The sequence below is a fragment of the Amycolatopsis sp. NPDC034160 genome (assembly GCF_055575355.1).
Genome location: NZ_JBVISU010000004.1, coordinates 372,473 through 397,426, shown reverse-complemented (window position 1 = coordinate 397,426; position 24,954 = coordinate 372,473). Strand labels below are relative to the sequence as shown.

Annotated in this window: 24 protein-coding genes and 6 pseudogenes; 18 read left to right on the top strand and 12 right to left on the bottom strand. The window is 66.1% G+C overall.

What is annotated here, in order from left to right:
• Positions 1–158: MerR family transcriptional regulator (locus ACZ54P_RS13435; protein WP_465461799.1), on the bottom strand; the 158-nt coding region annotated here is incomplete at its 3' end.
• An 81-nt stretch (positions 159–239) separates the two neighbouring features.
• On the bottom strand, positions 240–1,409 hold the full coding sequence (locus ACZ54P_RS13430) for a serine hydrolase domain-containing protein (RefSeq protein WP_465461783.1): 1,170 nt from the start codon (positions 1,407–1,409) through the stop codon (positions 240–242).
• Positions 1,410–1,958: 549 nt separating this feature from the next.
• On the opposite strand from ACZ54P_RS13430, the pseudogene ACZ54P_RS13425 reads away from it, so the two are divergent.
• The 11 genes and pseudogenes from ACZ54P_RS13425 to ACZ54P_RS13375 form a co-directional block, all read left to right on the top strand.
• Positions 1,959–2,427 (top strand): annotated as a pseudogene (locus ACZ54P_RS13425) (helix-turn-helix domain-containing protein); the annotation flags it as partial.
• A 120-nt stretch (positions 2,428–2,547) separates the two neighbouring features.
• Positions 2,548–2,949 carry a DDE-type integrase/transposase/recombinase gene (locus ACZ54P_RS13420; RefSeq protein ID WP_465461798.1) on the top strand — a complete coding sequence of 134 codons (402 nt, stop codon included), beginning with the start codon at positions 2,548–2,550 and terminating at the stop codon, positions 2,947–2,949.
• 566 nt (positions 2,950–3,515) lie between these two features.
• Positions 3,516–4,610, top strand: coding sequence for an orotidine 5'-phosphate decarboxylase / HUMPS family protein (locus tag ACZ54P_RS13415; protein WP_465461782.1), 1,095 nt, complete (start codon positions 3,516–3,518; stop codon positions 4,608–4,610).
• Positions 4,611–4,618: 8 nt separating this feature from the next.
• Entirely contained in the window at positions 4,619–4,903 is a 285-nt protein-coding gene (locus ACZ54P_RS13410; RefSeq protein WP_465461802.1) for a hypothetical protein, read from the top strand.
• Complete coding sequence (locus ACZ54P_RS13405; protein WP_465461781.1) at positions 4,842–5,093, top strand: GNAT family N-acetyltransferase; 252 nt, start codon at positions 4,842–4,844, stop codon at positions 5,091–5,093. The genes ACZ54P_RS13410 and ACZ54P_RS13405 overlap by 62 nt, the downstream gene beginning before the upstream one ends.
• Before the next feature lie 136 nt (positions 5,094–5,229).
• A pseudogene (locus ACZ54P_RS13400) lies at positions 5,230–5,733 on the top strand (helix-turn-helix transcriptional regulator); the annotation flags it as partial.
• A 466-nt stretch (positions 5,734–6,199) separates the two neighbouring features.
• Positions 6,200–6,460 (top strand): hypothetical protein, encoded by a 261-nt coding sequence (locus ACZ54P_RS13395; RefSeq protein ID WP_465461780.1) that lies wholly within the window; start codon positions 6,200–6,202, stop codon positions 6,458–6,460.
• A gap of 189 nt (positions 6,461–6,649) precedes the next feature.
• Positions 6,650–6,969, top strand: a pseudogene (locus ACZ54P_RS13390) (hypothetical protein); the annotation flags it as partial.
• A gap of 109 nt (positions 6,970–7,078) precedes the next feature.
• A complete protein-coding gene (locus tag ACZ54P_RS13385; protein WP_465461779.1) occupies positions 7,079–8,581 on the top strand; it encodes an N-acyl homoserine lactonase family protein in 1,503 nt (500 codons plus the stop codon).
• Entirely contained in the window at positions 8,578–9,210 is a 633-nt protein-coding gene (locus ACZ54P_RS13380; RefSeq protein ID WP_465461778.1) for a TetR/AcrR family transcriptional regulator, read from the top strand. The genes ACZ54P_RS13385 and ACZ54P_RS13380 overlap by 4 nt, the downstream gene beginning before the upstream one ends.
• Positions 9,207–10,115, top strand: a complete 909-nt coding sequence (locus ACZ54P_RS13375; protein WP_465461777.1) for an amidohydrolase family protein — start codon at positions 9,207–9,209, stop codon at positions 10,113–10,115. The genes ACZ54P_RS13380 and ACZ54P_RS13375 overlap by 4 nt, the downstream gene beginning before the upstream one ends.
• 215 nt (positions 10,116–10,330) lie before the next feature.
• On the opposite strand, the pseudogene ACZ54P_RS13370 reads toward ACZ54P_RS13375, so the two are convergent.
• Together ACZ54P_RS13370 and ACZ54P_RS13365 are read right to left on the bottom strand one after the other, a co-directional pair.
• Positions 10,331–10,552, bottom strand: a pseudogene (locus tag ACZ54P_RS13370) (STAS domain-containing protein); the annotation flags it as partial.
• Between the two features lie 152 nt (positions 10,553–10,704).
• Positions 10,705–11,046 carry a hypothetical protein gene (locus tag ACZ54P_RS13365; protein ID WP_465461776.1) on the bottom strand — a complete coding sequence of 114 codons (342 nt, stop codon included), beginning with the start codon at positions 11,044–11,046 and terminating at the stop codon, positions 10,705–10,707.
• A 1,014-nt stretch (positions 11,047–12,060) separates the two neighbouring features.
• Here ACZ54P_RS13365 and ACZ54P_RS13360 point away from each other — a divergent pair.
• A pseudogene (locus tag ACZ54P_RS13360) lies at positions 12,061–12,282 on the top strand (CHC2 zinc finger domain-containing protein); the annotation flags it as partial.
• Positions 12,283–12,303: 21 nt separating this feature from the next.
• Here the strand turns inward: ACZ54P_RS13360 and ACZ54P_RS13355 are convergent.
• The 5 genes and pseudogenes from ACZ54P_RS13355 to ACZ54P_RS13335 form a co-directional block, all read right to left on the bottom strand.
• Positions 12,304–13,761 (bottom strand): DnaB-like helicase C-terminal domain-containing protein, encoded by a 1,458-nt coding sequence (locus tag ACZ54P_RS13355; protein ID WP_465461775.1) that lies wholly within the window; start codon positions 13,759–13,761, stop codon positions 12,304–12,306.
• Positions 13,762–14,202: 441 nt separating this feature from the next.
• A complete protein-coding gene (locus ACZ54P_RS13350; protein WP_465461774.1) occupies positions 14,203–14,448 on the bottom strand; it encodes a hypothetical protein in 246 nt (81 codons plus the stop codon).
• Positions 14,449–14,623: 175 nt separating this feature from the next.
• Positions 14,624–15,439 carry a hypothetical protein gene (locus ACZ54P_RS13345; protein ID WP_465461773.1) on the bottom strand — a complete coding sequence of 272 codons (816 nt, stop codon included), beginning with the start codon at positions 15,437–15,439 and terminating at the stop codon, positions 14,624–14,626.
• A gap of 591 nt (positions 15,440–16,030) precedes the next feature.
• Positions 16,031–16,252: a hypothetical protein gene (locus ACZ54P_RS13340; protein ID WP_465461801.1), complete on the bottom strand. Its 222-nt coding sequence runs from the start codon at positions 16,250–16,252 to the stop codon at positions 16,031–16,033.
• Positions 16,253–16,511: 259 nt separating this feature from the next.
• A pseudogene (locus ACZ54P_RS13335) lies at positions 16,512–16,970 on the bottom strand (recombinase family protein); the annotation flags it as partial.
• A gap of 264 nt (positions 16,971–17,234) precedes the next feature.
• On the opposite strand from ACZ54P_RS13335, the gene ACZ54P_RS13330 reads away from it, so the two are divergent.
• Positions 17,235–17,768: a GNAT family N-acetyltransferase gene (locus ACZ54P_RS13330; RefSeq protein WP_465461772.1), complete on the top strand. Its 534-nt coding sequence runs from the start codon at positions 17,235–17,237 to the stop codon at positions 17,766–17,768.
• Between the two features lie 653 nt (positions 17,769–18,421).
• On the opposite strand, the gene ACZ54P_RS13325 is transcribed toward ACZ54P_RS13330, so the two are convergent.
• Positions 18,422–18,715 (bottom strand): hypothetical protein, encoded by a 294-nt coding sequence (locus ACZ54P_RS13325; protein WP_465461771.1) that lies wholly within the window; start codon positions 18,713–18,715, stop codon positions 18,422–18,424.
• A 223-nt stretch (positions 18,716–18,938) separates the two neighbouring features.
• Between ACZ54P_RS13325 and ACZ54P_RS13320 the strand changes: the two genes are divergently transcribed.
• The 4 genes from ACZ54P_RS13320 (at position 18,939) to ACZ54P_RS13305 (ending at position 22,001) form a co-directional block, all read left to right on the top strand.
• Complete coding sequence (locus ACZ54P_RS13320; protein WP_465461770.1) at positions 18,939–19,718, top strand: lysostaphin resistance A-like protein; 780 nt, start codon at positions 18,939–18,941, stop codon at positions 19,716–19,718.
• A 9-nt stretch (positions 19,719–19,727) separates the two neighbouring features.
• The gene (locus ACZ54P_RS13315) at positions 19,728–20,921 is read left to right on the top strand and encodes a sensor histidine kinase (protein ID WP_465461769.1); all 1,194 of its coding nucleotides are present in this window, start codon (positions 19,728–19,730) and stop codon (positions 20,919–20,921) included.
• On the top strand, positions 20,918–21,601 hold the full coding sequence (locus ACZ54P_RS13310; protein ID WP_465461768.1) for a response regulator: 684 nt from the start codon (positions 20,918–20,920) through the stop codon (positions 21,599–21,601). Before ACZ54P_RS13315 ends, ACZ54P_RS13310 begins: the two co-directional genes overlap by 4 nt.
• 64 nt (positions 21,602–21,665) lie before the next feature.
• Positions 21,666–22,001 carry a SpoIIE family protein phosphatase gene (locus ACZ54P_RS13305; RefSeq protein ID WP_465461797.1) on the top strand — a complete coding sequence of 112 codons (336 nt, stop codon included), beginning with the start codon at positions 21,666–21,668 and terminating at the stop codon, positions 21,999–22,001.
• On the opposite strand, the gene ACZ54P_RS13300 is transcribed toward ACZ54P_RS13305, so the two are convergent.
• Both ACZ54P_RS13300 and ACZ54P_RS13295 read right to left on the bottom strand, forming a co-directional pair.
• Entirely contained in the window at positions 21,998–22,876 is an 879-nt protein-coding gene (locus ACZ54P_RS13300) for a sucrase ferredoxin (protein ID WP_465461767.1), read from the bottom strand. The two genes, ACZ54P_RS13305 and ACZ54P_RS13300, sit on opposite strands and share 4 nt — an antisense overlap.
• Positions 22,873–24,069: a cupin domain-containing protein gene (locus ACZ54P_RS13295; protein WP_465461766.1), complete on the bottom strand. Its 1,197-nt coding sequence runs from the start codon at positions 24,067–24,069 to the stop codon at positions 22,873–22,875. Before ACZ54P_RS13295 ends, ACZ54P_RS13300 begins: the two co-directional genes overlap by 4 nt.
• Here ACZ54P_RS13295 and ACZ54P_RS13290 point away from each other — a divergent pair.
• Positions 24,044–24,832: a DEAD/DEAH box helicase gene (locus ACZ54P_RS13290; protein ID WP_465461765.1), complete on the top strand. Its 789-nt coding sequence runs from the start codon at positions 24,044–24,046 to the stop codon at positions 24,830–24,832. The two genes, ACZ54P_RS13295 and ACZ54P_RS13290, sit on opposite strands and share 26 nt — an antisense overlap.
• Positions 24,833–24,954 lie beyond the last annotated feature (122 nt).

Sequence of the window (24,954 nt, the reverse complement as noted above, 5' to 3'; positions counted from 1 at the left end):
CCGTACCGCCGGTAGCCGGAGCTGTCGCGTCGTGGTTCGTCGAGCAGCCCGTGCTGGTGGTAGTGCCGCACGGTCTTCACCGTGATCCCGGCGAATGCCGCCGCCTGACCGATCGTGACGCCACCGGTCGACGGGATCGAGGTGGTCGAGGGAGCCATGCGACAAGTGTGCGGCCTGACCCGAGGTCAAGGTCAACCCCGTCCTCCCGCCGCACGGCCACCTCGAAGGTGTACGGGTCCTCAGCGCGCGGCCCGCTCCCCGCAGAACACCTCGGTGAGGAGCTTGTCCAGCGCCTTGGGGAACGCCGTTACCAGGTCGACTTCGGCGTCTCCGCCGGTTATCGAAGCGGTCAGGGTCTTACTGCCGTCGGGAGTGCTGTACATCAGCGCCCCATAGCCGATGGTGTTGCCATTGTGAAGGAAAAGGGTGCCGCCGCAGGTCGGGTTTGCGTCCTGTACGTGCACCCCGAGGCCGTAGCCGCTCTTCGGGTGCGGCGTGCGCATCTCGGCCAGCAGCGAGGCTGGCAACAGCTTGCCGCTCATCAGCTCGAAGAAGAACGTGTGCAGATCCTGGGTGGTCGAGATCATGTCACCGGCGCCGAAAATCAGGGACAGGTTCTGGCGAGTGACGTCGACCGTCTTCCACTGGCCGGCATCCTGGAAGTGGTAGTAGCCGTGGGCGTGCGGGCCGGGGATTTCCGCCCGGGCGCCCGGCACCACCGTGCCGGACAGGCCCAGCGGCCCCACGATCCGCCGCTCCATCTCCTCGGCGTAGGAGTGGTCCGGTGCGAACTTCTCGATCAGCAGTGCGGCCAGGGTGTAGTTGGTGTTGGAGTAGTTCCAGTCCTTCCCCGGCGTGAACAGGGGCCCCTTGGACAACGCGAACCGCACTAGTTCCTCCGGCTGGTAGGTGCGGAACCGGTTGTCCACCCATTCCTGGCCCGTCGAGGGAAGCCCCGGCATGGCCTTTCCGGCGTAGTAGTCGCCGGTGTAATTGAACAACCCGCTGGTGTGCTGCAGCAGCATCCGCACCGTGATCCCCCGGTCCAGCTTGAACTGCGGCAGGTAGCCATCCACGGGGGCGTCAAGCCCGATCTTGCCCTCGGCCACCAGTTGCAGCACCACGGTCGCGACGAAGGTCTTGGTGTTGCTCCCGATCCGGAACAGACCGTCCGTCCGCGGCTTCCCAGGCTTGCCCAGCTTGCGTACCCCGGCGCTGCCCGACCACTCGCCCCGCTGATCCTGCACACGCAGCTGCATCCCGGCGAAACCCATATCGACGAACGCCTGCATGGCTTTCTGCAAGTCCGGGCGTCCCCGCTCGGCAGCCGCTTCCAGGCCCTTCGGGGCGGCCATCCCGGGCGCGGCCACCCCGATCATCAGCGCGACAGCCAGCGCCGTGACCGCCACTCGCCGCAAGACCCGCGGCCTTCGCTCCCTCTTCTGAAACCCTCCGACCGGCGAAGCGAGCCGAGCCGTGGAAGTGATGTTGTTCCTCATGTGGCCAGGCTTCAGCCTGACCCAAGGGCGGGGTCAAGTCCTTCCGTCGCACGACGGCCCTTGCTTACCCTCGGTCGCTACACCGGTGTCTCTCGGACGCATTCGGAGTCGGGCCTGCGGATCTCTTTCGCCTGGTGTCAGGAGCGTGAACTTGTGCCGCTGCAGCGGGGCGGGCACAGATCGAGCTGTACGTGCGGTGGATGCAGGAAGTCCGGCGGTTCAAGCCCTCCACGGTGTCGCACAGGATGTCGGTCGTCACTGCCTTCTACCGCACCTGTGTCATCGACACCGTGCTCGAGCATTCGCCAGCTGAGTTTGTGCGGCGTCCAATCGTGCCTAGCTGTATTGACCCGAGACGTTGCGAACGAGCCGACACGTAGTCGGGTGATCTTGGTATGAGGGAGGGCCTCCGGGTTCGGTGTGGATTGCGACATCTGCACCGGATACCTGGAGGCCCTCGTGACTCACGCTAACGCACCGTTGACCCCTGCTGGAAGGTTGCGCCTGGCCCGGTGTGTCGTGGACGAGGGCTGGCCGTTGCGGCGTGCCGCGGAACGGTTCCAGGTCGCGGTGTCCACGGCGAAACGCTGGGCCGACCGCTACCGCGAGGACGGCGAAGCCGCCATGGTCGATCGCTCATCTCGCCCGCGTCACAGTCCGTCACGGACCCCGGCCCGGACCGAGCGGCGGATCATCAAGGTCCGGGTCCTGCGCCGGTGGGGACCCGCCCGGATCGCCTACCTGCTCGGACTGAACCCGTCCACGGTGCACGCGGTCCTGCGCCGTTACAGCCTGGCCCGGCTCACGCACCTGGACCGGGCCACCGGACGGCCGGTCCGCCGCTACGAACACCCCGCGCCCGGCGACCTGATCCACGTCGACATCAAGAAGCTGGGCAACATCCCCGACGGCGGCGGGCACCGCGTCCTCGACCGAGCCACCGGCCTACGGCACAAGAAAGCCACCACCACCGCCCGCTACCGACACGGCAAACCCCAGATCGGGTCCAGCTACCTGCACAACGCCGTCGACGACCACTCCCGCCCGCCTGGCCTACAGCGAAATCCTGCCCGACGAGAAGAAAGAGACCGCAGTCGCGTTCTGGCACCGAGCCCAGACCTTCTTCACCAGCAACGGAATCACCGTCACACGGGTCCTGACCGACAACGGCTCCTGCTACAAATCCCGCCTCTGGCGCGACACGCTGCGCGACGCGGACATCGTCCACAAACGCACCCGCCCCTACCGGCCCCAAACCAACGGCAAAGTCGAACGCTTCAACCGCACCCTCTTCGAGGTGGGCCTACGCCCGCCCCTACCACTCCGAGACCGAGCGTCGCGACGCCTACCCAGACTGGCTGCACACCTACAACACCACCGCGGCCACACCGCACTCGCCGGCAAACCACCCGCCAGCCGCGTTCCCAACCTCTCAGGTCAATACACCTAGGACGTACTCGACCTACGACGCGACAGCTATCGCTATATGCAGGAGCGAGGTTCGCCAACCGGGAAGTCCTGCGCACCTGCGCTCGTCGCAGCGACGCCGAGGCCAGCCTTGAACTGGCCAAGGCGTTGCTGATGACGCCGGATGTCTATCCGGCACTCGGGCCAGACGCCAACGGATGGTTCCTCGGACTCCTCCGTCGCTTCGGCGCCACATGCTGGAACGACGCCAAGGTATTCGTCGAACAAACCTCAATGCGGCGGGCGCCTACGCCCTTCTCGACACGGCCGACCTCGCCGAGGGCGAGGAAGCAACCTTCTTCGCCCGGTACTTCTTCCTATTCTTCGGTGACATCACCGACTTGACCGGGCCGCTCGAGGTTCTCCTCAACCACCGGAACTGGCGAGTGCGCGCAGCACTCGCCGAAGGCCTGCGCGACGACCACGCCCCCACGAACGCGACCAGCCAAGCCGTCTTCGACCGGCTGGTACACGATCGCGACTACAAAGTCACCAGCCGCGGCCGCACTTGCCCTGCCGCAAGCATCGCGGACGGCGGCAAACGGCTACTTGCGCACTCTGCTCGCCGACGAGAACTGGCATGTGCGAGAACGCGTCCTGCACGGACTTCTCTCACAGCACATGACCTCAATACCGCAAGACTCGCTCGTCGCAGAAGCATTGGCAGTCGTGAAGGCCGAGCCGACGTGGGCACACAGCCCCATCCACGTACACACGATCCTTCAACGGCTCCGAATCCTGCACACCCCCATGGCCGACGCTGAAGAGTCCAACGCCACTCGGCGAGCACTCTTGTCCATCCTGCGCGAATCGCGAAGTGGCTGGATGAACCTCACCGATCCCGCACGTGCCGCAATTGTCACGCGTGGACTACAGAGCACTGACTGGCTCGTTCGACGCGTAGCCGAAGGCCTTACAACGGACCTTGTTCAGGGAACCCAGCCTGGAAAGCCAGCCGTCAATGACCCGCGGTTGCGCCGTGAGACGTTCAGGCGGCGGCGCGGTCACCGTGCCATCCAAGTCGCACTGGACATACACAACCTCGACGACGCTACCCGAGTTGCACAGGCGGCAGCTACCGCCGGAATCGACTTCATCGAAGTCGGTGACCCCTTGATCAAGGAAGTCGGCCTGCGCGCGATAGAACAGATCAAGATGCACGTACCGGAGACGACCGTGATCGCGGAGATGATGTCGGCCGACTGGGGCCGTGACCAAGTCGTCCTCGCGGCCGAGGCCGGCGCCGACGTCGTGCTCCTCATCGGCCCAGCCAGTACGGCCAGCGTCTCGGCGGCTGTCGAGGCCGGGCGCCGCCTCGGCATACCCATCATGCTCGACGCCCCTGCCGCGTTGTTGTCACAGCAGTGGGTCAGCGCCATGGAACACGCCGGTGTCGACGGCTTCACCATCACTACCAACATCGACATCGGTATCGCCAGCACGACCTCCCTGACCACAGCACACAGGATGCGGTCCTGGACCCAGCTCCCAGTGGCGGTATCCGGAGGATTCAGCCCGACGGACCACGCGATCATCACCAGTCCCGACTGGGACATCCTCATCGTCGGCCGTAGTGTCGCCGACGCGGTAGACCCCGCAACCGCTGCTCAGCGGATTGCCGAACTCGTCCACTCGAACGACTGAGGAGCCTCATGAAGATCTCGCCACTTCGCCAGGAACTCATTCCTCAGGTGATCGACCTGATGGAACTGGGCGCACCGTACATTCGGCCACGCACCTACTCGGACTACTGGCTCTACGCCACCCTGTTCTCCTCAACCTGCCCCGTCGCCACCATCGACGACACGCTCGCCGGAGCTGTCATGGCATTCCGCAGCCAGGACAACCCCGGACGACGTCTACATCCAGGACGTCATGACACATCCCACCTACCGACAACGAGGCGTGTCGAAGGCCCTGATCACAGCGGTCCGTGACCAAGCCGTCTCGTGGGGCACCAAGCGCCTCTACCTCACATCCGAGCCAGAAAACACCGCAGCACACGCCGCGTGGCCAGCCATGGGATTCGTCAACCAACCGAGCGACTACAAGGTCAACGACATTTGGGTCACCGCCGATTTCAAAGGCCCCGGCAAAGACCGCGCCGTGTACGAACGACACCTGTAATAACGTAGCCCTAGTCGCGGTCGCAGTCTGAAGGAAAGTTCGTTCTCGTTCTGAGGGGAAGTCATGCCGACCGTGATCGCCACGCTCGCCGGGTCACTAGCCCTCGTCTTTCTGGTCGCGGGACTCCAGAAGGTCCCTGCTGCTCCGCACGGTCACGTCGAACATGCGCCGCCTCGGAGCGGGTCGCGGGCTGACCCGCCTCATCGGCACCCGGGACATTCTCGGCGCGATCGGCCTGACGGCCGGAATCTGGTACCCGGTTGCGGGAGAGGCGGCGGCGATCGGCTTCGTTCTACTCCTTGCCGGAGCGATCGGCTATCACGCCCGAGCTGGGGACTACGGTCGCCATACCCGTCGCGGCGGCGGCTCGCTACTCGACAGTCGTACGACCGCCGCGCTGATGAACCGCATCCGCCGCGAACGTGATCGCGACGATCCCACCACCGGCCTGTCCGAGCAGGAACGCGCGGTCTTCGACCTGATCGGCGAAGGCCTGACCAACCGCGAGATCGGCGAACGCATGTTCCTCGCCGAAAAGACCGTGAAGAACTATGTCTCGCGCATCCTCGCCAAACTCGGCCTCCAGCGCCGCACACAGGCCGCACTCCTGGCCACCGAACTCAAAAAGGACTCCGGTCCTTCACTGTTCGGCGACCACAAGGCGCCCGTCGAGACGACTGCTCCGCGAACCCGTTCTCCCGCACCGCCTCACGATCTCCCGGCGTTCGTATGCGCTTTTCGCAGCACTTTAGGACGATGGCCCGGCTCATCAGGGCCTTTCGGTCCCAGAGCGGCGAACCGAGTCGTAACAGACTCGAACCAACCGATTTGGGAACAAAGAACCAGGAGCCCCCATGGCAACGATCGACCTCGGACAGCGCGAAACCACCGGTGTTCACCACAACAAGGAAGAAACACCCAGGTACCGTGAGCCTCGCGGTCCTCCGCGTCCTCACCGGCCTACTTTTCCTGTGGGCATTCGCGGACAAGACCTTTGGTCTCGGCTACGCGACGACCGCCCAGAACGCCTGGCTCAACGGCGGCTCGCCCACCAAGGGATTCCTGAGCCGCGTCGACGTCGGCCCTTCGTCGAAACCCTGCGGTCCTTGGCGAGCACCTGGTGGGCCGACTGGCTGTTCATGGCCGGCCTGTTCGGTATCGGCGTCGCCGTGACTCTCGGCATCGGTCTTCGGCTCTCGGCCGCCGCGGGCGAACCGACCATGTCGACCAACCCCCTTATCGAATACCACGTCATCTACGCGCTCGTCCTCATCGCGTTCGCCATGACCGCGGCGGGGAAGACCTTCGGCCTCGGAGAGCGCTGGGCCCGGCTGCCTTTGGTCGAGCACAACAAGTGGCTCCGCTGAGCCCGATTTGGTGGACCTGCCATGAGCAGGCCCCGCTGGCACGAAAGGCTTCCATGACGACTGGGTGAAGTGTTCCGGAAGTGGAAAACATTGCCGGTCACGTCACCGCCGGTCGACATCACCGCTGGTGGTGGGACAGCCAGCGGCCGATCCGAAACGTGACGGCAGCGGCGAACGCGGTCACCGGGCAGGCGCACCGGCGAGACCGCGTTCTACCACTGCTACAGCCAGGTCCTGCCACGCTGCCCGAGCTGGCCCGGATCGCGGGACGCCACTGGTCAAGGAACTCACCATCGACCAGCATCAAGTCCGGACCCGGACCTCCTGGTGCCGCTGGACCACCCTCGCGATGCTCGCGCACGCCTTCCTCGCCATTACCGCCGCCCACGCCAGCGCCAGCGCCGGCCACCTCCCAGGGCCGGATCCCGTTGACACGCAACGAGATCAGACACCGCGCTGGTCGTAATGGCGTCGCCGACACCAGCGTCCGAGCCAAACCACACAGGTAACGGCGAGCCCCAAAACCGAGGACACGTGGCCGTACCGGTGCGACATAGTCTAATATGCAAACGTATCCGGTTGCGTATTTGAAAGGCGGTGGGCCGGACAGTGAAGACCTTGAGCAAGATCCTGGTGCTCGCCCTGGCCCTTATAGTGGCGGCGGTCTGGCTGGTCGTCCTCCGACTGAAGGATGTGGCGGCACCGGTACTCGTGGTCTACGGCCTGCTGCTGCTCGGCCTGGTGATCGGGTTGCTGTGGCCCGGTGTGCACGGACGGCGCCTCGGGCGTGCCCGCGTTGGGTGGTTCCTCGGCGTGCCGGCGGGGCTGGGCACGCTCGGGCTGTACTTCGCGGTCGTCTTCTACATCGCGGACGTCCCCGTGCTCTTCGGCCTGGCCGCCGCGGTCTTCCTGGCCGGAGCGATGGTTGCCGCCTTACGCGGACGCCGCGATGTGGCGAACCCGGCCGCCGGTCGCACCAGGCGAGCGTTGCTGCTGGGCGGCGCCGGGGTCGTGCTGGGTGCGCTGAGCGGGCTGTCGACCGGTTGGGTCGACCGGTATCGCCAGGACCGGCTGGCGCAGGCCGCGAAGGAGCGTAAGGACGCCATCGACGCCCCCGGCGGGCGGACGCGGATCGTCGATGGCGCGGTGCGGGTCTTCCCGCTGCACACCGGCGACACCGTGGTCACTTTCGGCCAGTTCTACGGTGGCCTCGACGGCTGGGAGGGACTGAGCGGCTACGTCCGCACCCTGGTCGACAAGGCGACGATCAGGGTGCCGGTCTACGCCTACCTCGTCGATCATCCCCGGCACGGCGTGCTGATGATCGACGCCGGGATCCACTGGGAACAGGCACACGACCACGACGGGTACTACAACCACAACGCCATGGTGTCGCGCCTGCTGAGCGACCGCGACGAATACACGATGACCACCGGCCAAGACCTGCGAGTTCAGTTGTCACGCCTCGGTTACAACGTCAAGGACGTCACGACCGTGTTCCTCACCCACGTCCACGACGACCACGCCGGCGGCCTCCGTCACCTACCGCAGGCCACGGTGGTAGTGGATCGGCGCGACTGGGACAACGGCGTGCTGTACCCGTACTCCTTCGACCTGGTCAAGGACAAGCTCACGTTCCCGCGCTTCGACTCGGGCCCGTTCCGCGCCTTTCCCGAGAGCCAGGACTACTTCGGCGACGGCAGCGTGATCCTGCTGCCGACACCCGGACACTCACCCGGGCACATGTGCGTACTACTGCGCATGGACGACGGAAACGCGCTGTTCATGGGCGACACCCTCTACACACTCCCCCACCTCGCGGTCGACCAGGTCCGTCAGATGACGATCGGCGGCGCCGACACCGAGCGCCAACTCGACGCGGCACGGAGCATCCACGACCTGCTCACCTCGGCGCCCGGCACCGTGCCACTGTTCGCCCACGACAACACGCCCTACCAGTTCGACGCGGTCGAATCCGTTCTCTCCCAAGGCATCCCCGGAACAGAAGGAATCAGGAGGCTTCGCCAGCACATGAGTACCGTCCTCACCCCCGACTGGCGGCTACGTCCGGGCCACCGGCCCCGGTTCGTCCCGGAGCAGGCGCGGGTGGAGTTCCGATGACCTCGGCCCGCCGCTCCCGAGGCAGGCCCCGCGACCCCCACGCCGACGAGCTGATCATGAAGACCGCACTGGAACTGTTCGCGGAACGCGGGATGGAAGGCGCGAACTTCGAACAGATCGCCAAACGCGCCGGGATCGCCAAGGTGACCATCTACCGGCGCTGGTCCTCGAAAGAGGAACTGCTGACCCAGGCCATCGAGCAAGCACGCACCCTCGTACCGGAGACGGAGATCTGGGCGGCAGCGGACCCGTCGGTCCGGCAGCCCGACGAACGACTGATGGACTCCTGGGTCGGCACCTTCGGCGACACACGGTTCCGGGATGTGCTCGCCCAGCTCATAGGCTCCAGCGTCAGCCACCCCGCCTTGCTGGCCACCTACCGGGAGCAGTACATCCAACCCCGGCGTCAGGTCATCCTCGCCGCGCTCGAACAGGCCAAAAAGGACGGACGACTGGCCGAGGACGCCGACATCGACTCCGTGATCGACATGGTCGTGGGCGCGGCCATGTACCGCATGCTCATCGACCCCACCACGGCAGACGACCCCGCCACCACGCGCCGCTACCTGGACAACATCGTCCGCCAAGCCAACCGACTGCTCCACCCCCACAGCGAGGATCAGACATGACCGGCTTCGTCGACGTCCACCAGCACATGATCCCCACCGGCTACGGCGACTGGTTACGCGACCACGGCGTGCACGCGCCCGGCGGCCGCGAACTCCCCGAATGGAGCCCGGAACTGGCGCTGGAACTGATGGACCGGCAGGGCATCGGCACCGCGATCCTGTCCCTCAGCACTCCCGGCGTCCATCTGGACGACGGGGCCGACGCACCGGCATTGGCGCGCACCATGAACGAGTTCGGAGCCGAACTGGTCAAGGAACATCCGAGCAGGTTCGGACTGTTCGCCACGCTCACCCTTCCCGATGTGGACACCGCCGTCGCCGAAGCGGCGTACGCGCTGGACGAGCTGTCGGCCGACGGCGTGATCCTGCTGGCCAACAGCCGCGGACTCTACCTGGGCGACCCGAGCCTGGCCCCGCTCATGGCGGCACTGGACGAACGCTCCGCCGTCGTCCTCGTCCACCCCGCCGAACTGCCCGGTCCCGCTGTCCCAGGCATCCCGCCCTTCGCCGCCGACTTCCTGCTCGACACCACCCGCGCGGCCTTCAACCTGGTGCGCCACAACGTCCCACGACGTTTCCCAGGTATCAGGTTCGTCCTCGGCCACGCCGGCGGGTTCGTCCCCTACGCGGCGCATCGCCTCGCCTTGAGCGTCTTCGCCCAGACCGGCCGCGACCTCAACGAAATACTGGACGATCTCGCCGGTTTCTACTTCGACACCGCCCTATCCGCGAGTCCGGCGGCCCTGCCCTCACTGCTCGCCTTCGCCAAACCCGGACACGTGCTCTACGGCAGCGACTGGCCCTTCGCCCCCGAACCGGCCGTCTCCTACTTCACCACACCGATCCAGGACTCCGAGGACATCAGGCACCGCAACGCCCGGATACTGTTCCCCCGCCTGGCCTGATCACGCCGACCAGCAGGACTACATCGTGCCGGACCGCCCGTGTCCTGGTGTCGACGCCAGCAAGGCGGAGTAAAAAGGTATCCGGCTCGTTGCTCCGATCGGGGGCCTAGATCACGAAAGGGGGGCGTAGCCGCAGTTCAGCGCCTTGACCGTCGGCACGTGGCCGGGTTTCACCATGCCGCCGCCCGCGGGCGATCCTCCATGGCGTGGACGGTCTATTCCGGGTCCAGGGGAATGGTGGCGTCCAGGCCGAGTGTGGTGAGTTTCCGGCGTACGGCGGTGGATGCCAGTACCCGAAGCGGGCGGTTCTCGTCCGCGCAACGGCCAACTACAGCTACGAGCGGGACCACCGCTTCCAAGCTGAGGTACGTCACCGCCGTCAGGTCCAACACGACCGGACCCATCGCGTGCAAGGCGGGCGCGAACAGGTCGTGTGCACGGCGGGCGTCGAAGAGCTCACCGGCGGCGGTGACGGTCTGCGGTGCCGGTGTGCCGGGAGGCTCGTCCTGGAGGGTTCGCGGTCATCCGTATCTGCCTGTCCTAGCCCTAACAGCGGCAATCGCTGTTACTTCACCAAGAACCTCGACGACTACAACGACTCTCTGCCCGACCCCGCGTAGTCGGTTACGAGCACCAAGAGTCGACAACGTTTGCGATACAGCTCATCGACGCCGGTGCCAGGATGCAGCCAGAACGACGGCTCCTTGCCTGGTTGTTGACCAGTCAGCTCCCGCACCATGTTGCCGACGGCCCCCTCACTGCCGGGCGTGGATGCAATCGGATCGCCTGGCGAGAACGTCCGGTAGGCAACGTAGGGATCGTAGAAGCGCGGAGGCGTTTTGATGTCTTCTATCGACAGCACAGGCAGGAGGGCCGCGGTCCCATCCGGTAGCCGACCGCCCAGCAAGTCAAGCTGCTCGCGGATACCCATACGGACCGCCGACGGGTCGACTATTTGCAGGCTGTCAATGAGGAGCTCAGCTGCTGGGCGATCAGCCTGGCTGAAGTTCGTAAGCCACGAAGAGCCCCGGGTCGTCTGACTTGGGCGCTCGGGTTACACACAGGCATCATGCCTGGGCGGCGTTCATGCCAGCAACGAGGACATGTCCCGAAGAGGCGTCGAGTGGCCCCGGTGTCACACGGTCGCCTCCAAGCGACCTACGGATAACCAGCGATACACCTCGATGGCGTCGGTTTTGCGCCACCGGAGGTCCCCCATAGAGCCTGCATCGACAAACGCGCGCTCATGCCGCTGAGCGGTCGTGCTTGGTTGGTTACGAGCGATCAAGTAGAGCGGACACCAGTAATCCGCCGGGATCACATCGCGCGGAACCATGAGCCCATGTGGCCAGACTGAGCTGGCCGTCGTCGAGCATCAGGGCAAGCGGCCGGGGTAACGATGTGCCGGCTTACTTCAAGACGCTGCAGTGGACCAGCGCGGTGCTCGTGGTGATGTTGGGCCTGTTTTTCCTGGCCACCGCTGCATGTACGAGCGAGTACAACGATCGTGATCGGGTCAAACTACGTCAGGCGCGGCTCATCTTGGAAGGCCACGTCATAGGCACGTTCAGTCAACCGGTGACTACCACCACGCCATCTGGGGACCCGCCACAGGCAGTCGTGGTCGAGGCAGGAACGCTTCATGTGGGAGGTTCCGACGTGCCGGTTCCTGGCATGATCATGCGCCATCCAGCGATGCCTGCCGCGATCTCGGCCCCGCGCCGGAAGGCGGTCCGAACGCCCGCAAATTCGAGGTCGCACCGCCAGAGGGCCAGCGGCTGCTGGCGTGGTCGCCGCACATGCGGCAGGTCGCGCCTGATGACGAGCTGCAAGCGACCACGTCTTGGGAACTCACAGGCATCGATGAGCAGACTTTCCCTTACTAGGCAGTCGGGGAAAGGACACGCTCCGAACCTCGTTCAACTAGCTGCGTTACCGTGACGGTATGGCTGATGCTCCACCGGTATCGGGTTCTATGCCGCCCTCGCCAGGTGGGATTGTCGGCGTAGTTTCGCCCTATGTCGAGTTGTCGGCGGGACAGCATGGCGGGTTGACGGGCGCCTGCCCGTTCTGTGGGTCAGCAGCGTTCCACGTTCGGCCCGATCACGGGACGTTCCATTGCTTCCGGTGCGGTGCCGGTGGGGACGAGCATGGTTTCGTACGGGAGATCGAGCATAACTGCTGGGGGCTACGCCCATGGCCACCAGGCGATTTCCGATCCGACAAGGGACGCCAACCGCCCGTAGTGCGGCTGGTGCGCGAGCACGACCGTTGCCCGGTCACCGTTTCGCTGCTTGGCAATCATGACTTCGACCTCGCCGGAGCGCGCGATGTCGGTCGGCCGGTGCATGAGCAGAACGATGTCGGCGACTTGGTTGAGGGTGTCCGAGTCACGCATGTCGCCAAGTTCGGGCCGCTTGTCGTAGCGTGTCTCGACAGTGCGGCCGAGTTCGGCCGTGACGACGATCGGGACGCCGAGTTCCAATGCGAGGATCTTGAGCCGTCGGGCGATGCGTGAGATCTCGCGTTCACGGTTGGCGGTGCGGTCAAGCCCGGCGTCGATCATGTTCACGGGGTCGATTCCCACCAGGTGGAGCGGTTCATTCTGGGTGAGGTCGGTGATCTGCGTGCACAAAGCATCCAGGTCTGGTGCTGGCGCGGCGTTGAGCACGAGCGGTGCGTCGGAGATCTCGGTCATGCCGCGGGCAATCCGGGTCCAGTCCTCGTCGGTCATGCGTCCTCGCCGCATGTCGGCATGGCGAACGCGGGTTTCGGCGCTGACGAGCTGTTGGACGACGTCCTCGTGTGTCGCGTCGAGGCTGAATAGTGCGGAACGAAGGCCGTTGCGTATGGCCACGTGGCGGACGATCCCGAGCAGCAGGCCGGTGCGTCCGACGCCGGGACGCCCGGCGATGACGGTAAGCGATCCAGCGGGTAGTTCGCCGATCACCGTGTCTAGGTCGCCGTAACCGGTCTGGAGGCCGCGGGCCAGCGGCGTGTGGTTGCCTGCAGCGGCGTCGATTCGATCCATCGCGGGTTGCAGGAGTTCTTCCAACGTGCGTGGTGCGCGCAGCTGCCGAGCGCGGCGTCCTCCTCGCCTGGCTTTGGCGGCTTGACGCCCGGCGAGGAGGAGCCGGGTGTCCTCGCTCACCGGGGTCGAGCCGGTGCGGTCGCGAAACGCTTCGGTTCCGGCGAGGATCGCGGCTACGGCGTCTGCCTCACCGGGTTCACGCGAGTCGAGCAGCAGTGCGGCTTCGTGGTTCGAATCCATCCCACCCCATGTGAAGTTCGGCGATCCGATCAGCGCCTCGCCATGGCCATCCGGGAACGCCAGGTGATAGGTCTTCGCATTCTGAAATTCGTCCGGGTGCACGACGACTCGCAGTGCGGCTCGCTGGTAGGGGCGCAGCATTTCGCTCAACTGGATCAAGGCGTCCGGATCGGCTTGATCCGGGGCGCCGCCGGCGACGATCAGGAGGCGCCCGTCTCGGGCGAGGAACGCGGTGAGTGCTCGCTTCATGTCCTCGACCGCCGGGCGGCTCAGGAACCCGGTCCGGAGCGCGGCCGACTCGGCGCGAGCCAGGCCGTCGCGAAGCCAGTCGTTCAGCCGCGGACCGTGCCCAAGCACCGTGTCGACGTAACGCACCAGGACGTCCTCCTTCATGTCTGCCGGTCGGCCTCGGTCATCAGCATGCCCCGCGTACGGGGAAGTGGTACGGGTAGCCGCAGCTGGCCCCGACAGACCAGCCACCTACCGTTCAGCGGCCGCAGCGCGATCTACCTTATTGAAAAACCGGTAGGCTCGGCCGTCGTCCTCCAGCTAGTGGGTTGACGGCAAGTCGGACGTCTCGTCACGCCACGCGGCGGGGAGTTCCGGAGCGCAGATCTTGCACCGACGTGAGCGCCAGTCCCGCGCTTCCACTGCGGTCACGCGCTCGTACGTGTCACGCCTCCGATACGGAGCGAACGATCCCTGTTTCTCCCAGTACTCGTGCCGGCTAGTGATCACTGGTGGGGGAACTGGATCGTCGAGCATGCGGCAATTCCAGTCGTGGATCGATGAGCCCGTCACGGCATAGGGATGCGACTAGGGCGTCAGGTCGTTCCACCGGGCCAGCCACTCCTCGCGTTCCTGCCGACATCGCGCGACAACCTCAGCTTCGGTCCCTTCGACCGACTCACACCCCCAGCAGCAACCACCTGGCGGGCTGCTCATGCTGATGAGGTAATCCCTGACGTCCTCGGCCGAAGTCGCGCCGTCGCGGATCTGATTCAGCAGCCATAGCACGGCGGGCATCTCGAGTGACCAGTCATCGCGGTCCTGCTCGATCACGGGCCGTTCATGGTCCGGGTAATGGGTACCGTGGTCCGGCCCGCCGAGGACACGGTGCACCTCGGGATGTCCATGTCCGAGTCCCCTGTACAACGTCGCGAACTCGTGAACGTCCGCACCAAGTGTGAACTGCGCATAGTGCGTCCACATGCATCCGTACGGTAGCCGACCTGCGTTACCGAGGCTTCCCGCCGCGCAGGTTCTGCGCGACCTCCAGCAGCCGGTCATCGCGAGGTAAACACACCGAAAGCACGGGCGCCCCTAGATCTGTCCCGGTTGTACTTACCGGCGCGTTTTCAGGACGAACCACCGCCACCAAGGTCCGCGATGTCGTCGCGCCGACCCGAAGCTGCTTCCGCAGCGTCTCTGCTGAGATGGGACGCCGGTAGCGTCGCCAATGTTCAGCGTCCGCACGACGAGCCCGCTCCACAAGCTCCTCGTCAAGGTCATCGGCACGACTGGCCGCTACGCCCACCTGCTTGTCGCCTGCTCGGAGCATGGACTCGCGTGCCTCGTGTTCTGCGCTATCGTCATTCGAGTCTGCCGACGAGGACATGGGCGGTCGCTCCATTGATCCGGCATCGATACTCGCGGCACTCAGCGCGCGGAGTAGGCCCGGGCCAGCCTCGGCCCAACCGATCAGTAAGAGCGGGCCGACCGCGTCGAACGCCGCCTTACCCCATTGACCAGCGAACACCGGGTCAGCAACGTTCAACAGCAGGGCCACCACGCTCGCGGCCAGCAGCAGGCGTCGTGTCGGCCGCAACACGTCCTCACTGGCCCCGGACAGGGCCAGGTGCCGCGTACCGACGAGCAATCCCAGCACCGTCAGGTCAACAGCAGGTGCCACCAGCGGCGCTACGAATACCGGCACCTGGAGCTTCAAGGCCAGGTTCAAGGCGTTCCCGAACCCAAACAGGAATGTGAGCCCGATGACCAGCCCCATCGAGGCCGTGACAAACCGAGCAACTGTCTGCGAGTTGGCGTTCATGACGGGCTCCCACCCGAGCCCGGAAGCTCGAAGCTCGCCTCGACCACCAACGTGCCGCTGAAAAGTCCCTGGTCAGCCCCGTTCCCATCCTTTGGTAGTCCTGCCGGGGGCTCGAACCTGCGCCGCACGGAAGTCGTCATCGAGCATCAACACCCTGACCGCAAAGACACTGGGCGATCGCGGAATATCGCAGTTCACAGCGGATGTGATTTCGAGTGGATGCTGCACGCGCCTCGCCAGGGATTCGAACGCACATCATAGCGCCACAACCAACAGTGTTCGCTGGTGGAGGACGTGTGCGCAGTGGGCGATTCGCCCCTCGGACACACGCATTAACCCTACGGAGTGGGCGGATGGTCACATCGACCGTCCGCTCTTTTGGGTTATAGACCATCTCCAGGCCGATCTCGCCGTAGAGCTCCTGAAGTCTTCCCGGGCTCGCGTTCCCAACCTGCCTTCCCAGCTCACCGAACGCGTCGACCATCGCTTTGAGCTCGGCTCTGCCGATCGGCTCCTCAGCCGGAGCCCGCGCGAGATCCTCTTCAGCAGCGTCGCGCTCCTCCTTCCCCGGTGCAACGGTTCGATCAGCGCTCAAGGATCCGCGCCCGCTTCGTGCGCCTCCTGAAGTCTTGCGAGTCGCGTCTTGGCCTGCGAGAGCCGCCGCCGCGCTTTCTCGGGTCGCTCCGGATTCACAGCGACCTCGCCCGTCACTCCGAGCATCGCAAGCACTGTCTTCTCGCGTTGCTCTGGAGAGAAGACATGGCTGATGTACCCGTTGACCGGCTCGATGACGGCAGCCTCGGGCATGTACACGTTTTTTGGGTGATCCGCGAGAGCCGGGTACGAGTGTCCGCGCCGCGCACCGGTAGTAGATCCGGCTCTCGCGGGGCGTCCCCTCCATCTTGCGCATACAGTGCCCGCACCGAACTCGGCCGCGGAACGCGTACACCCACTTCGTGGCCCGCCGTCCGCGCTCCAGCTTCCGGCGAGCAGCCAGGCCGCCCGCCGCCCGTGACCGCCTGAGCAACTGGACTTCAGGGAAATCCTCGACCGACACGATCTTGGGATGCGCCGGCTTACGCGAACGCACAACCCGATCCGGCGCCGTCCTCCGGAACCTGGTCACATTGCCCGCAGCGACATCATCCGGGTTCAACAGCATCTCTTGCCGAGACCATCGCCCGAAGAACGCGCAGCCCGTGTACCGGGGACTCTCCAGGATCGATCGGATCGTGCTTCCTTGCCAGCCGTCCGCGAGCCGATGACGGTTCTGATCCGGCCGCCGCGCGGAGGGACACGGCACGCCATCGCGATTGAGCCCGTTCGCGATCGCCCGATCTCCCTTACCGTTTAAGTACTCCTCGAAGATCCGCCGAACGACGTCAGCCGACTCGTCCGGCACCAGCACTCGCAACCGAAAGCCTTCGGCCGCCTTCCTTGGGTTTGGGTGCGGACCGGCATCGGTGACGACATACCCATACGGCGCTCGCCCGCCCTGATGGCGCCCTTCGTTGAGCACCTGAGCGTCCATCGCCGCTCGCACACGAGCTTGAACGTGCTGTTGCTCCGACTCGCTCATCCCTCCGAGCACGCTCATGAGCATCTTGCGCGAAGGGTTTCGCGGGTCGAACCTCCCACCCAGTTCAGGAACCCACCGGACCTACTTGGCGAAATCGGTGGCAACGGGATCGAGCGTGTCCGGCTCGGTGGTGCGCTCGTGGCCGTGGACGGACTCGAAGTCGACGTCGTCCGGCGTGCGGGAATCAGTCAGGTTGTGTCGGTATCTTCAGTCACCATGAGGTACTTCGGCTCCGATGTCGTCACCGTCGCGGACGAGCTCGTCGACGCCTACGTCGACGTCTTCACCGCTCCGCCGTGGGAACACCAAGACCCGGTCGAAACCCGGTCGGCGTTTCGGGAGCGGCTGAAGGCAGATGCCCAGCGTCCCGGCTTCCGCGCCATCCTTGCCTTTTCCGACACCGGCGAGGTAGACGGCTTCGTCACCGGCTGGACCACTCAGGCTCCATTTCGGACCGATCGCGCCTACTCCAAGGTCACCGAGCGGCTCGGCATCGACCGGGTCGGTGAACTGCTGGTCGGAGCGTTCGAGATCGACGAACTCGGGGTGCATCCCCGCGCCCGCGGGACCGGACTCGGACGGCGACTGCTGTCGAATCTCACCGCGACCGCACCCAACGCTCGCGCCTGGCTGCTGACCTGGCATCAAGCCCACGACACGCTCGCCTTCTACCGCCGGATCGGATGGCGTGAACCCGAGCCCCGGCCGGGCAAGGAAACCGACATCGTCGTGTTCCTGTCGCCGGAATGACCCGGAGCCAAACCTCGTGATCGCGAAGCTGACGTGGCGCCGGGTATCGGGATTCCGCTCCGTGCAGAACTCCCACCGCCCATGACTACCATGCCGTTCACGAAGCCGCGTCCCGCCATGTTGCCCGGACACCCGCGAACCAGCCCGCCACCTACGCCGGACTCCGCCGACCTCGTCCGGACAGGACACATGTTGTCCGTTCCGCTCGAACCTGGCGGGTAGTCGAGCCGGTGACCTGTGATCCGCCAACTAAGTCCGGACGTTCTGCTTAATCGTTGTCCGGACCTAGCTGGCGGATTCGGGGGCGCGTGCCGGGCAAGCGTGGATCGCTTGGTCATGAACATGCGGCGGTCTTCGGTCCGAAATCGACATAATGCGCCGTACGGCTCTTCGATCAGCGTTCGTGGCATGCCTTCGGCCAGCCCGACTTCAGGTTCGTGGTCGTCGAACCGCCGCATGAGCAAGCTGCCCGACGGATGCGTTGCTGGCGCGGACGAAGCAACTACGACGGTGGCGCTTCCAACACCCCCACCCGTCTGGCGGCTGGCGCGGGATTCCCGACCTGAGCGGTGCTCATTGCTAACCGAGGAGCCGCAGCCGTCGGGCGCTGGTGAGGCAGCGACCCCGTTCAGCGTGATAGGGCTCCGCGGCGTTCAGAACGGCGAGTCGGCGAATCTGATCTGCCCCACGGGCGGATGGGCCGCCACGTACTCCCCGTCGTCCGAGGCGAGTGGGTTGTCGTCGTTGAACCTGAGGTCGTATTCGGCCCAGTGGACGCGCGCGGCGATCACGTAACCCTCGATCGAACCCGCCTCGATCAGATAGACCGTGTCCCATTCGCCAATGTTGCCCAGCCGCCCGGCTGCGAGCAGAGCAACGCAGCCTGCGGCGTCGGCGGGCCGAGGGAGCAGCAGTCGAAGTTGGGGCGAGAAGGGCTCGCCGTTCACCGTCGAATGTGGCGTCGCCCATGAAGGTCGCCAGTGCGAACACTGACATGTCCCCCGTGAGAGCTACTCGGATCGTCCGCTCACTGGTGATTCGTCGACGCCGGTGTGCTTCTAGCGTTTCCACGGGTCGCCCGACCGTGCGGCCGTGGTTCATCTGGAGGTCGCTATGCACACGAGGTCGATCGCACCTGCGGATCACCAGCCTGGGCGAGCGGGCCGCATCTTGCGGTTTCCGATCGTGTGGACGCTGGTCGGGATAGTCGGTGTCGGCGGGGTGTCGGCGCTGTCGTCGGGTGGGTCGCCGGTGCTGGCGGTCGTGGGCGCGGTTGCCGCGGTTGCCGTCTACTGGGCGGTGATGCGCTACGTCGCGGGGCGAAGCACGCCGGAGATCGCGAGGGCACGGGCCGGGATCCACGCGTTGCTCGGCATCGGGCTTGGTTTCACGTTCATCGCGGTGTCGATGCTCGTGGTGATCACCGAGTTCTCGTTCACGTGGGCGTCCGGTGGCGCCATGGCGACCGTCGTGAGCATCGTGGGGGTGCAACTCGGTGCGGCGGTGACCGAGGAACTGCTCTTCCGCGGCCTGTTGCTGCAGGGGCTGGAACGGCTGGGGGGTAGTTGGTTCGCGCTGGCGAGCACCGCTGTGCTGTTCGGTGCCATCCATCTGGCCAATCCCGGCGCCACGTTGTGGACCGGGTTCGCGATCGCCCTTGAGGCCGGTGTCCTGTTGGGCGCCACTTTTCTGTGGTTGCGCAGTATCTGGGCGGTCGTGGGTCTGCACTTCGCCTGGAACACCACCGTCGGGCTGCTCGGCCTCCCGGTCTCGGGTCATGCGTCGGCGGGTTTGCTGATCGCCGAACCGACGGGCCCGGAGTTGGTGACCGGCGGCCAGTTCGGCATCGAGGGGTCGATCATTCCCGTCGTCGTGAGCCTGCTGCTCGCCGTGCCTATGCTCATCGCCGCTCACAAGCGCGGCCACCTCGTGTCCATGCGGCGGCGCTAGGCTCGCCGAATGCTTGCCAGCGCGGCATCCCGCCTCAGCACCGCACTCAACAGGTGGCGAGACCTCCCATTGTCCATAAAAGACGGTGTGCTGGCGGGGGTGGTGACCGTGCTGGCATTCGCGCCGACCGTGGCCCACATCGGCCCGGAGATCGGCGATCTCCCCCGGCGCGAGACGGGTGGCATCGACGCGGTGATCGGTGCGGCTCTGACGCTGGCGATGTGCCTGCCGCTCGCGGTACGCAGCCGCATGCCCGCCGTATGCCTGTCGGTCATCGGTACCGCGTTCGCGATCGGCCAGGTGCAGAGCTACCCGGACACGTTCGGCAAGGTGGGGATTCTTCTCGCCTTGTACGCCGCCGGCGCGCACCTAATGCGGTTCCGTCGGGGGCTTGTCGCAGTGCTGACCGCAGGTTATGCGGCGCTCACGATGGCACTGCACAACCTTGGCTCACCGCAACGCTTTCCGGATTTTCTCGCGTTCTATGTCGTGTTGGTGGTGATCTGGTTGGCCGGCACCGGCGTGCGTCGATGGCGCGCGGAAGAGGCTGAACGGAGACGGCTGACGGCCGAGGTGGCCGCGGCCGCCGAGCGGGCTCGCATCGCTCGGGACCTGCACGACGTGGTCACCCATCACGTGACCGCGATGGTGGTTCAGGCGGACGCGGCGCAATTCCTGGTCGACTCCGCACCGGAACGGACCGGCACAGGCCTGCGCGCCATCAGCGACACCGGACGCCGGGCGTTGACAGAGCTGCGGACCCTGCTCGGCATTCTCGAGGCAACCGGCGAGTCCAGGACCGCTGACCGGACGCCTGCCATGGGAAAGGTCGCTGATCTGGTTGAACAGGCCCGGCTGTCCGGTCAGCCCGTCGAGTGGACCGAGCACGGCGAGCAACTACCGCGGTCCGTCGACGTGGAGCTGACCACCTACCGGGTGGTACAGGAGGCGCTCACCAACGCGCTCAAACACGCGACCGGAAACCCGACCAAGGTCCTGGTCCGGCACGGCAGGGACCACATCGAGGTCGAGGTGATCACCCTCGGTCCCGCGGTCGGCACCACGGCCACCCCCTCCGGTGGCCGAGGCCTGACAGGACTGCGGGAACGGGTGCGTATGCTCGGCGGGGACCTGGTTTCCGGCGCCCTGCCCGGCGACGGCGGCTTCCGTGTCTGGGCAATGATTCCAGGGAGCCCCACATGACCGAGCCGATCCGGGTGCTGATCTGCGAGGATCAGGAACTGGTGCGCACAGGGTATGTCACCATCTTCTCCGCGCAACCCGACATCGCGGTCGTCGGCGAGGCGGCCGACGGCCGCGCGGCGGTGGAGGCCGCGCGAAGGTTGCGCCCCGACGTGATCGTGATGGACATTCGCATGCCTGTTCTCGACGGCATCGAGGCGACCCGGCAGCTGGCAGGCCCCGGCGTCGAGGCGCCGGTGAAGGTGCTGGTCGTCACCACGTTCAACGTCGACGAGTACGTGTACGAAGCACTTCGCGCAGGTGCCAGCGGGTTCCTCCTCAAGGACACACCGCCGGCGCAGCTGGTCGACGCCGTCCGCACGATCGCCCGCGGCGAGTCCCTGCTGGCCCCCGCGGTCACCCGAAGCCTGATCGGCCACTTCGCCGAACGGCTCCGCCCCACCGACACCTCCCGCCCGGCACGAGACAACGTCGTGCGGACACTGACACCCCGCGAGCTGGACGTGCTCGAACATCTCGCCGCCGGCCTGTCCAACGCCGAAATCGCCGCGGAACTGGTCATCTCCTCCGAGACGGTGAAGACCTATGTGTCTCGAATCCTCACTAAACTCGACCTACGGGATCGCGTACAAGCAGTCGTCCTCGCCTACCGGATCGGCCTGATATCCAGCACAGACTGACACCCGCCAAAACCGCACCGGAGAGTTCAGAGCATGCCCGAATTTCGCTCAGTCGAACACTGCGCTGGGCGCCTGCCGTCCATCCTCCGGCAACAGGGCCGCACCACTCCCCTGCCTCATCCAAGGAAGACTTCTCGGCGCACTCCCCGACGCGACGTACCACGCGGAGCGGCTGCGGTTCGACGACGGCGACGTCCTGCCCCTGTACACCGACGGACTCATCGAACGCCGAGAGCGTCCCGTCCAGGACTCCATTTCCCACCTGGCCGAGCTCGTCGGCGCGCTCAGCGGCAGCCTGGAACAACAGCTCGACGCACTCCGCACTTTCAGCACCGCCGACACCGACGATGACACCTGCGTCGTCGCCATGGAAGTCATCTCCGGTCAATGGAGACCCTAGTAGCGCAGCCCCAGTAACTCGAACACCCTGATCCTGCTCACCGGTTCGGTGGCACACGTGAGCCTGCGGTTCGCCGGTATGTGTCGTTCGCGCAGGTACACCGTGCAGTCGGGCCCCGCGAACTCCACACGACGGCCGGAACCGCCGTCGCGTACGTCCTCGACCGGCCGGAGATCGTCGATCCCGACGGCGCCGGTGGCAGCACGTGCGTGATGTTGAGCCGCTTGGACCATCGGTTCGAACGAGGAGCGGCCGCGAAGGTATTTCGTGTCGAGCGTGCCACTCAGGTAATCGCGGACGACGCCGCCCGCGTCGCCAGGACGCAGGCCGCCGAAGGTGAAACCGTGCGGCAGCAAAACCATCGAGGGAGCGAAGCGGCAGCCGCCGAGGTGACTGCATTCCCACGTGGCCTCGGGAAACTCGGCGGCCAGTGCGGCCGCGAGCGAACGACCGCGCACCGCGCAGCACGTGTCGTGCCTGCCGTGAACGCAGACGAGAGCGAGAGGCTCCGGCCACACGCGCCCCTGAGCGGAGCCGGCCGAAGAGAGTTCGGCGGCGTTCGTGAATTCCCCGGTGCGGATCTCTTCGTGACCGGGTCGCGCGTCAACCCGGAACCAGCGATAGGGGAGCTCGCGCGCGGGAGGGCGCCGGGCGACCCGGCGGATCAAAGCGATCCGGCCGTTGACCCGCCGCGCCCAGGAGCTCAACGAAGCGACCGCGGTCGGATCGATTCCGGAATCCCTGAGCGCGAGCCGTCCCCACGGGCCCGGATGCTCGATCATCAGCCACTGCTCCGCGGGTGGTGCCGTGCCTTCACCTGGATCGCCCGCGGCGTCCGCCAAATCCGCGCAGCGGTCCGCCGGTGTCGCGGTCATGCGGTCGCGGCCATCAGTACGCCTTCCCGGAGCAGGCGGCGCACGAGCACGAGCTGATCGGTTCGGTCCAGCCCCGGGATCTCCCCGACGCGCCATGTGCTCCCGTCGAGCAGCGCCGCCAAGGCGGTCGAGGTGGACCCCGGCAGCGAGAGGCGGCGATCCGGGAGTTCGAGCGCGACGTGGCCGTCTGCCGGGCCCGTGATAAGGAAACGCAGGCCGTCGCGGCGCCGCACGGCATCCCCGTCGCGAAGACCAAGCAGGAATTCGGCGGCGGCGACCGGTGCCAGCGGTTCCGGACGGTTTCCTTTCCACGCCCGATCGCGAACGTGCCGGGCGACGTCCTCGCCGGGCACTGCCCGCAGAACGTCGATCAGGTCCCGGCGGGCGGACTCGAGGTGGCCCTCGAGCCGGGCTGAATCCGCGACGTCGATCCCCAGCGGCAGGGACGCGCGCAGCCGTTCGTCGGAACCGGCGAGTGCGGTGAGCGCTTCCACCAGGGCGAAGATGGTGATCACGTGGATGCCGACGGTCAGGTGCGCGGAAACATCACCGAGCGCCTTCGCCGAGTGGAGCCAGCCGCGAGGCAGGTACATCACGTCACCGGGCTCCAGGACTTCGTCGATGACCGGAGTGTCGTCCCGGGCACGCGCGGCGACGGCGTCGGCGTGCTCATCCCAAGGCTGGTCGCGCAACGGCGACGGGTGGACGGGCGCGTGCACCTTCCACTGCTTGCGACCGGCCAGCTGAAGCACGAAGACGTCGTGGACGTCGTAATGCGCCGAAAAGCCTTGCGAAGACGGCGGGGTGATGTAGGCGTTGACCTGCGCGGGGTGGCCGAGCTCGGCGGTCAGGCGCGTGGTGAAGTCGATGATGCTCGGCCAGGTGCGGTGCAGCGCCTGGAGCACGATGGTGCTGCCTTCGGCGAAGAGCGCGGCGACCCGGTCGTCGCGGATCTGGTCGCCGATTTCGGCACCGACCCCGCCGCCGCCGGTGAACGAACGGGAATCGACCACCGACCCGTTGCGGGCCAGTCTGAGGAACGGCGTACGCAGCCCACGGCGGGACAGCATTTCGTCGACGCCGTCGAGGTCGAGCAGATCACCGAACTTGCCGCTCGTCCGCCGCAGCAACGGCTCACGGCCCCAGTGCCGGACGGAGAATCCCTCGATGTCGGGACCGACCAACCGGGCCAAGACACCTTCCGGAACGCGGCCGGCGACCGATACCGGGAAGCTTTCGCCGCTTTGCCCGGTACCGGTCTTCGGCTCGCTCGAATCAGCTCGCGCCACTGTCCGCGCCGCCGTCGGCTCCGCCATCGTGCTGGCCGGCGGTGCCTTCGCCGGCACCGGAGTCAGCCGGGCCTTCGGCACCGCCATCGGCCCCGCCATCGTGCTGGCCCGGTGTGCCCTGACTCGCTCCGGAGTCGGCCGGTCCTTCGGTTTCCTTGTCCGATGTGGTGGAGATGTCGTCATCGTTCAGGCTCACGTCGTTCCCTTTCGCCAAGCGGGATGGATCACCGACTGGCTACCCCGGATCGGCACCGCGCACACCTCCGCGAATGAATTCGCCGTTTCCGCAAGGAACACCGGGGCCGCAGTCACCGGTGAGCAGATCGAGGCGATGGAGCACGTCGCGGCGGGTCGCGGCGTACTGGTCGTACTCCCCGCCGGCGCGGGAAAGTCCGCGATCTACCAGGTACCCGCCATGAAGCAGGACAGCGTGACGCTCGTGGTGTCCACGCTGATCGCCCTGCAGAACGATCAGCGGGAAAGCTTCGAGGAAGGCGATGCAGGATACTTGTTCCTCTCGCCGGAGCGACTGTCCAAAGAAGACGTTTTCGACACGCTGAACAAGCTGGAGATTTCCCTGATCGTCATCGACGAGACACACTGCGTCTCGGCTTGGGCCCATGAGTTCCGGCCCGATTGCCGTCGCCTGGCACCGATGATCGAGTAGCTCGGGCATCCACCGGTGCTCGTCCTCACCGTCACCGCCGCGCTCCCGGTGCGCGAAGAGATCGTCGAGCGGCTCGGCCTGCGGGACCATCGTGAGGTGATCGCCGGTTCCGCCCGGCCGAA

Bases quoted from the DNA above. Each gene is read 5' to 3' on its own strand.
- ACZ54P_RS13410 (WP_465461802.1), top strand. From the start codon at position 4,619: ATGAAGATCTCGCCACTTCGCCAGGAACTCATTCCTCAGGTGATCGAC.
- ACZ54P_RS13405 (WP_465461781.1), top strand. From the start codon at position 4,842: ATGACACATCCCACCTACCGACAACGAGGCGTGTCGAAGGCCCTGATC.
- ACZ54P_RS13380 (WP_465461778.1), top strand. From the start codon at position 8,578: ATGACCTCGGCCCGCCGCTCCCGAGGCAGGCCCCGCGACCCCCACGCC.
- ACZ54P_RS13375 (WP_465461777.1), top strand. From the start codon at position 9,207: ATGACCGGCTTCGTCGACGTCCACCAGCACATGATCCCCACCGGCTAC.
- ACZ54P_RS13365 (WP_465461776.1), bottom strand. From the start codon at position 11,046: ATGGGTATCCGCGAGCAGCTTGACTTGCTGGGCGGTCGGCTACCGGAT.
- ACZ54P_RS13345 (WP_465461773.1), bottom strand. From the start codon at position 15,439: ATGAACGCCAACTCGCAGACAGTTGCTCGGTTTGTCACGGCCTCGATG.
- ACZ54P_RS13330 (WP_465461772.1), top strand. From the start codon at position 17,235: ATGAGGTACTTCGGCTCCGATGTCGTCACCGTCGCGGACGAGCTCGTC.
- ACZ54P_RS13315 (WP_465461769.1), top strand. From the start codon at position 19,728: ATGCTTGCCAGCGCGGCATCCCGCCTCAGCACCGCACTCAACAGGTGG.
- ACZ54P_RS13310 (WP_465461768.1), top strand. From the start codon at position 20,918: ATGACCGAGCCGATCCGGGTGCTGATCTGCGAGGATCAGGAACTGGTG.
- ACZ54P_RS13300 (WP_465461767.1), bottom strand. From the start codon at position 22,876: ATGACCGCGACACCGGCGGACCGCTGCGCGGATTTGGCGGACGCCGCG.
- ACZ54P_RS13290 (WP_465461765.1), top strand. From the start codon at position 24,044: ATGTCGGGACCGACCAACCGGGCCAAGACACCTTCCGGAACGCGGCCG.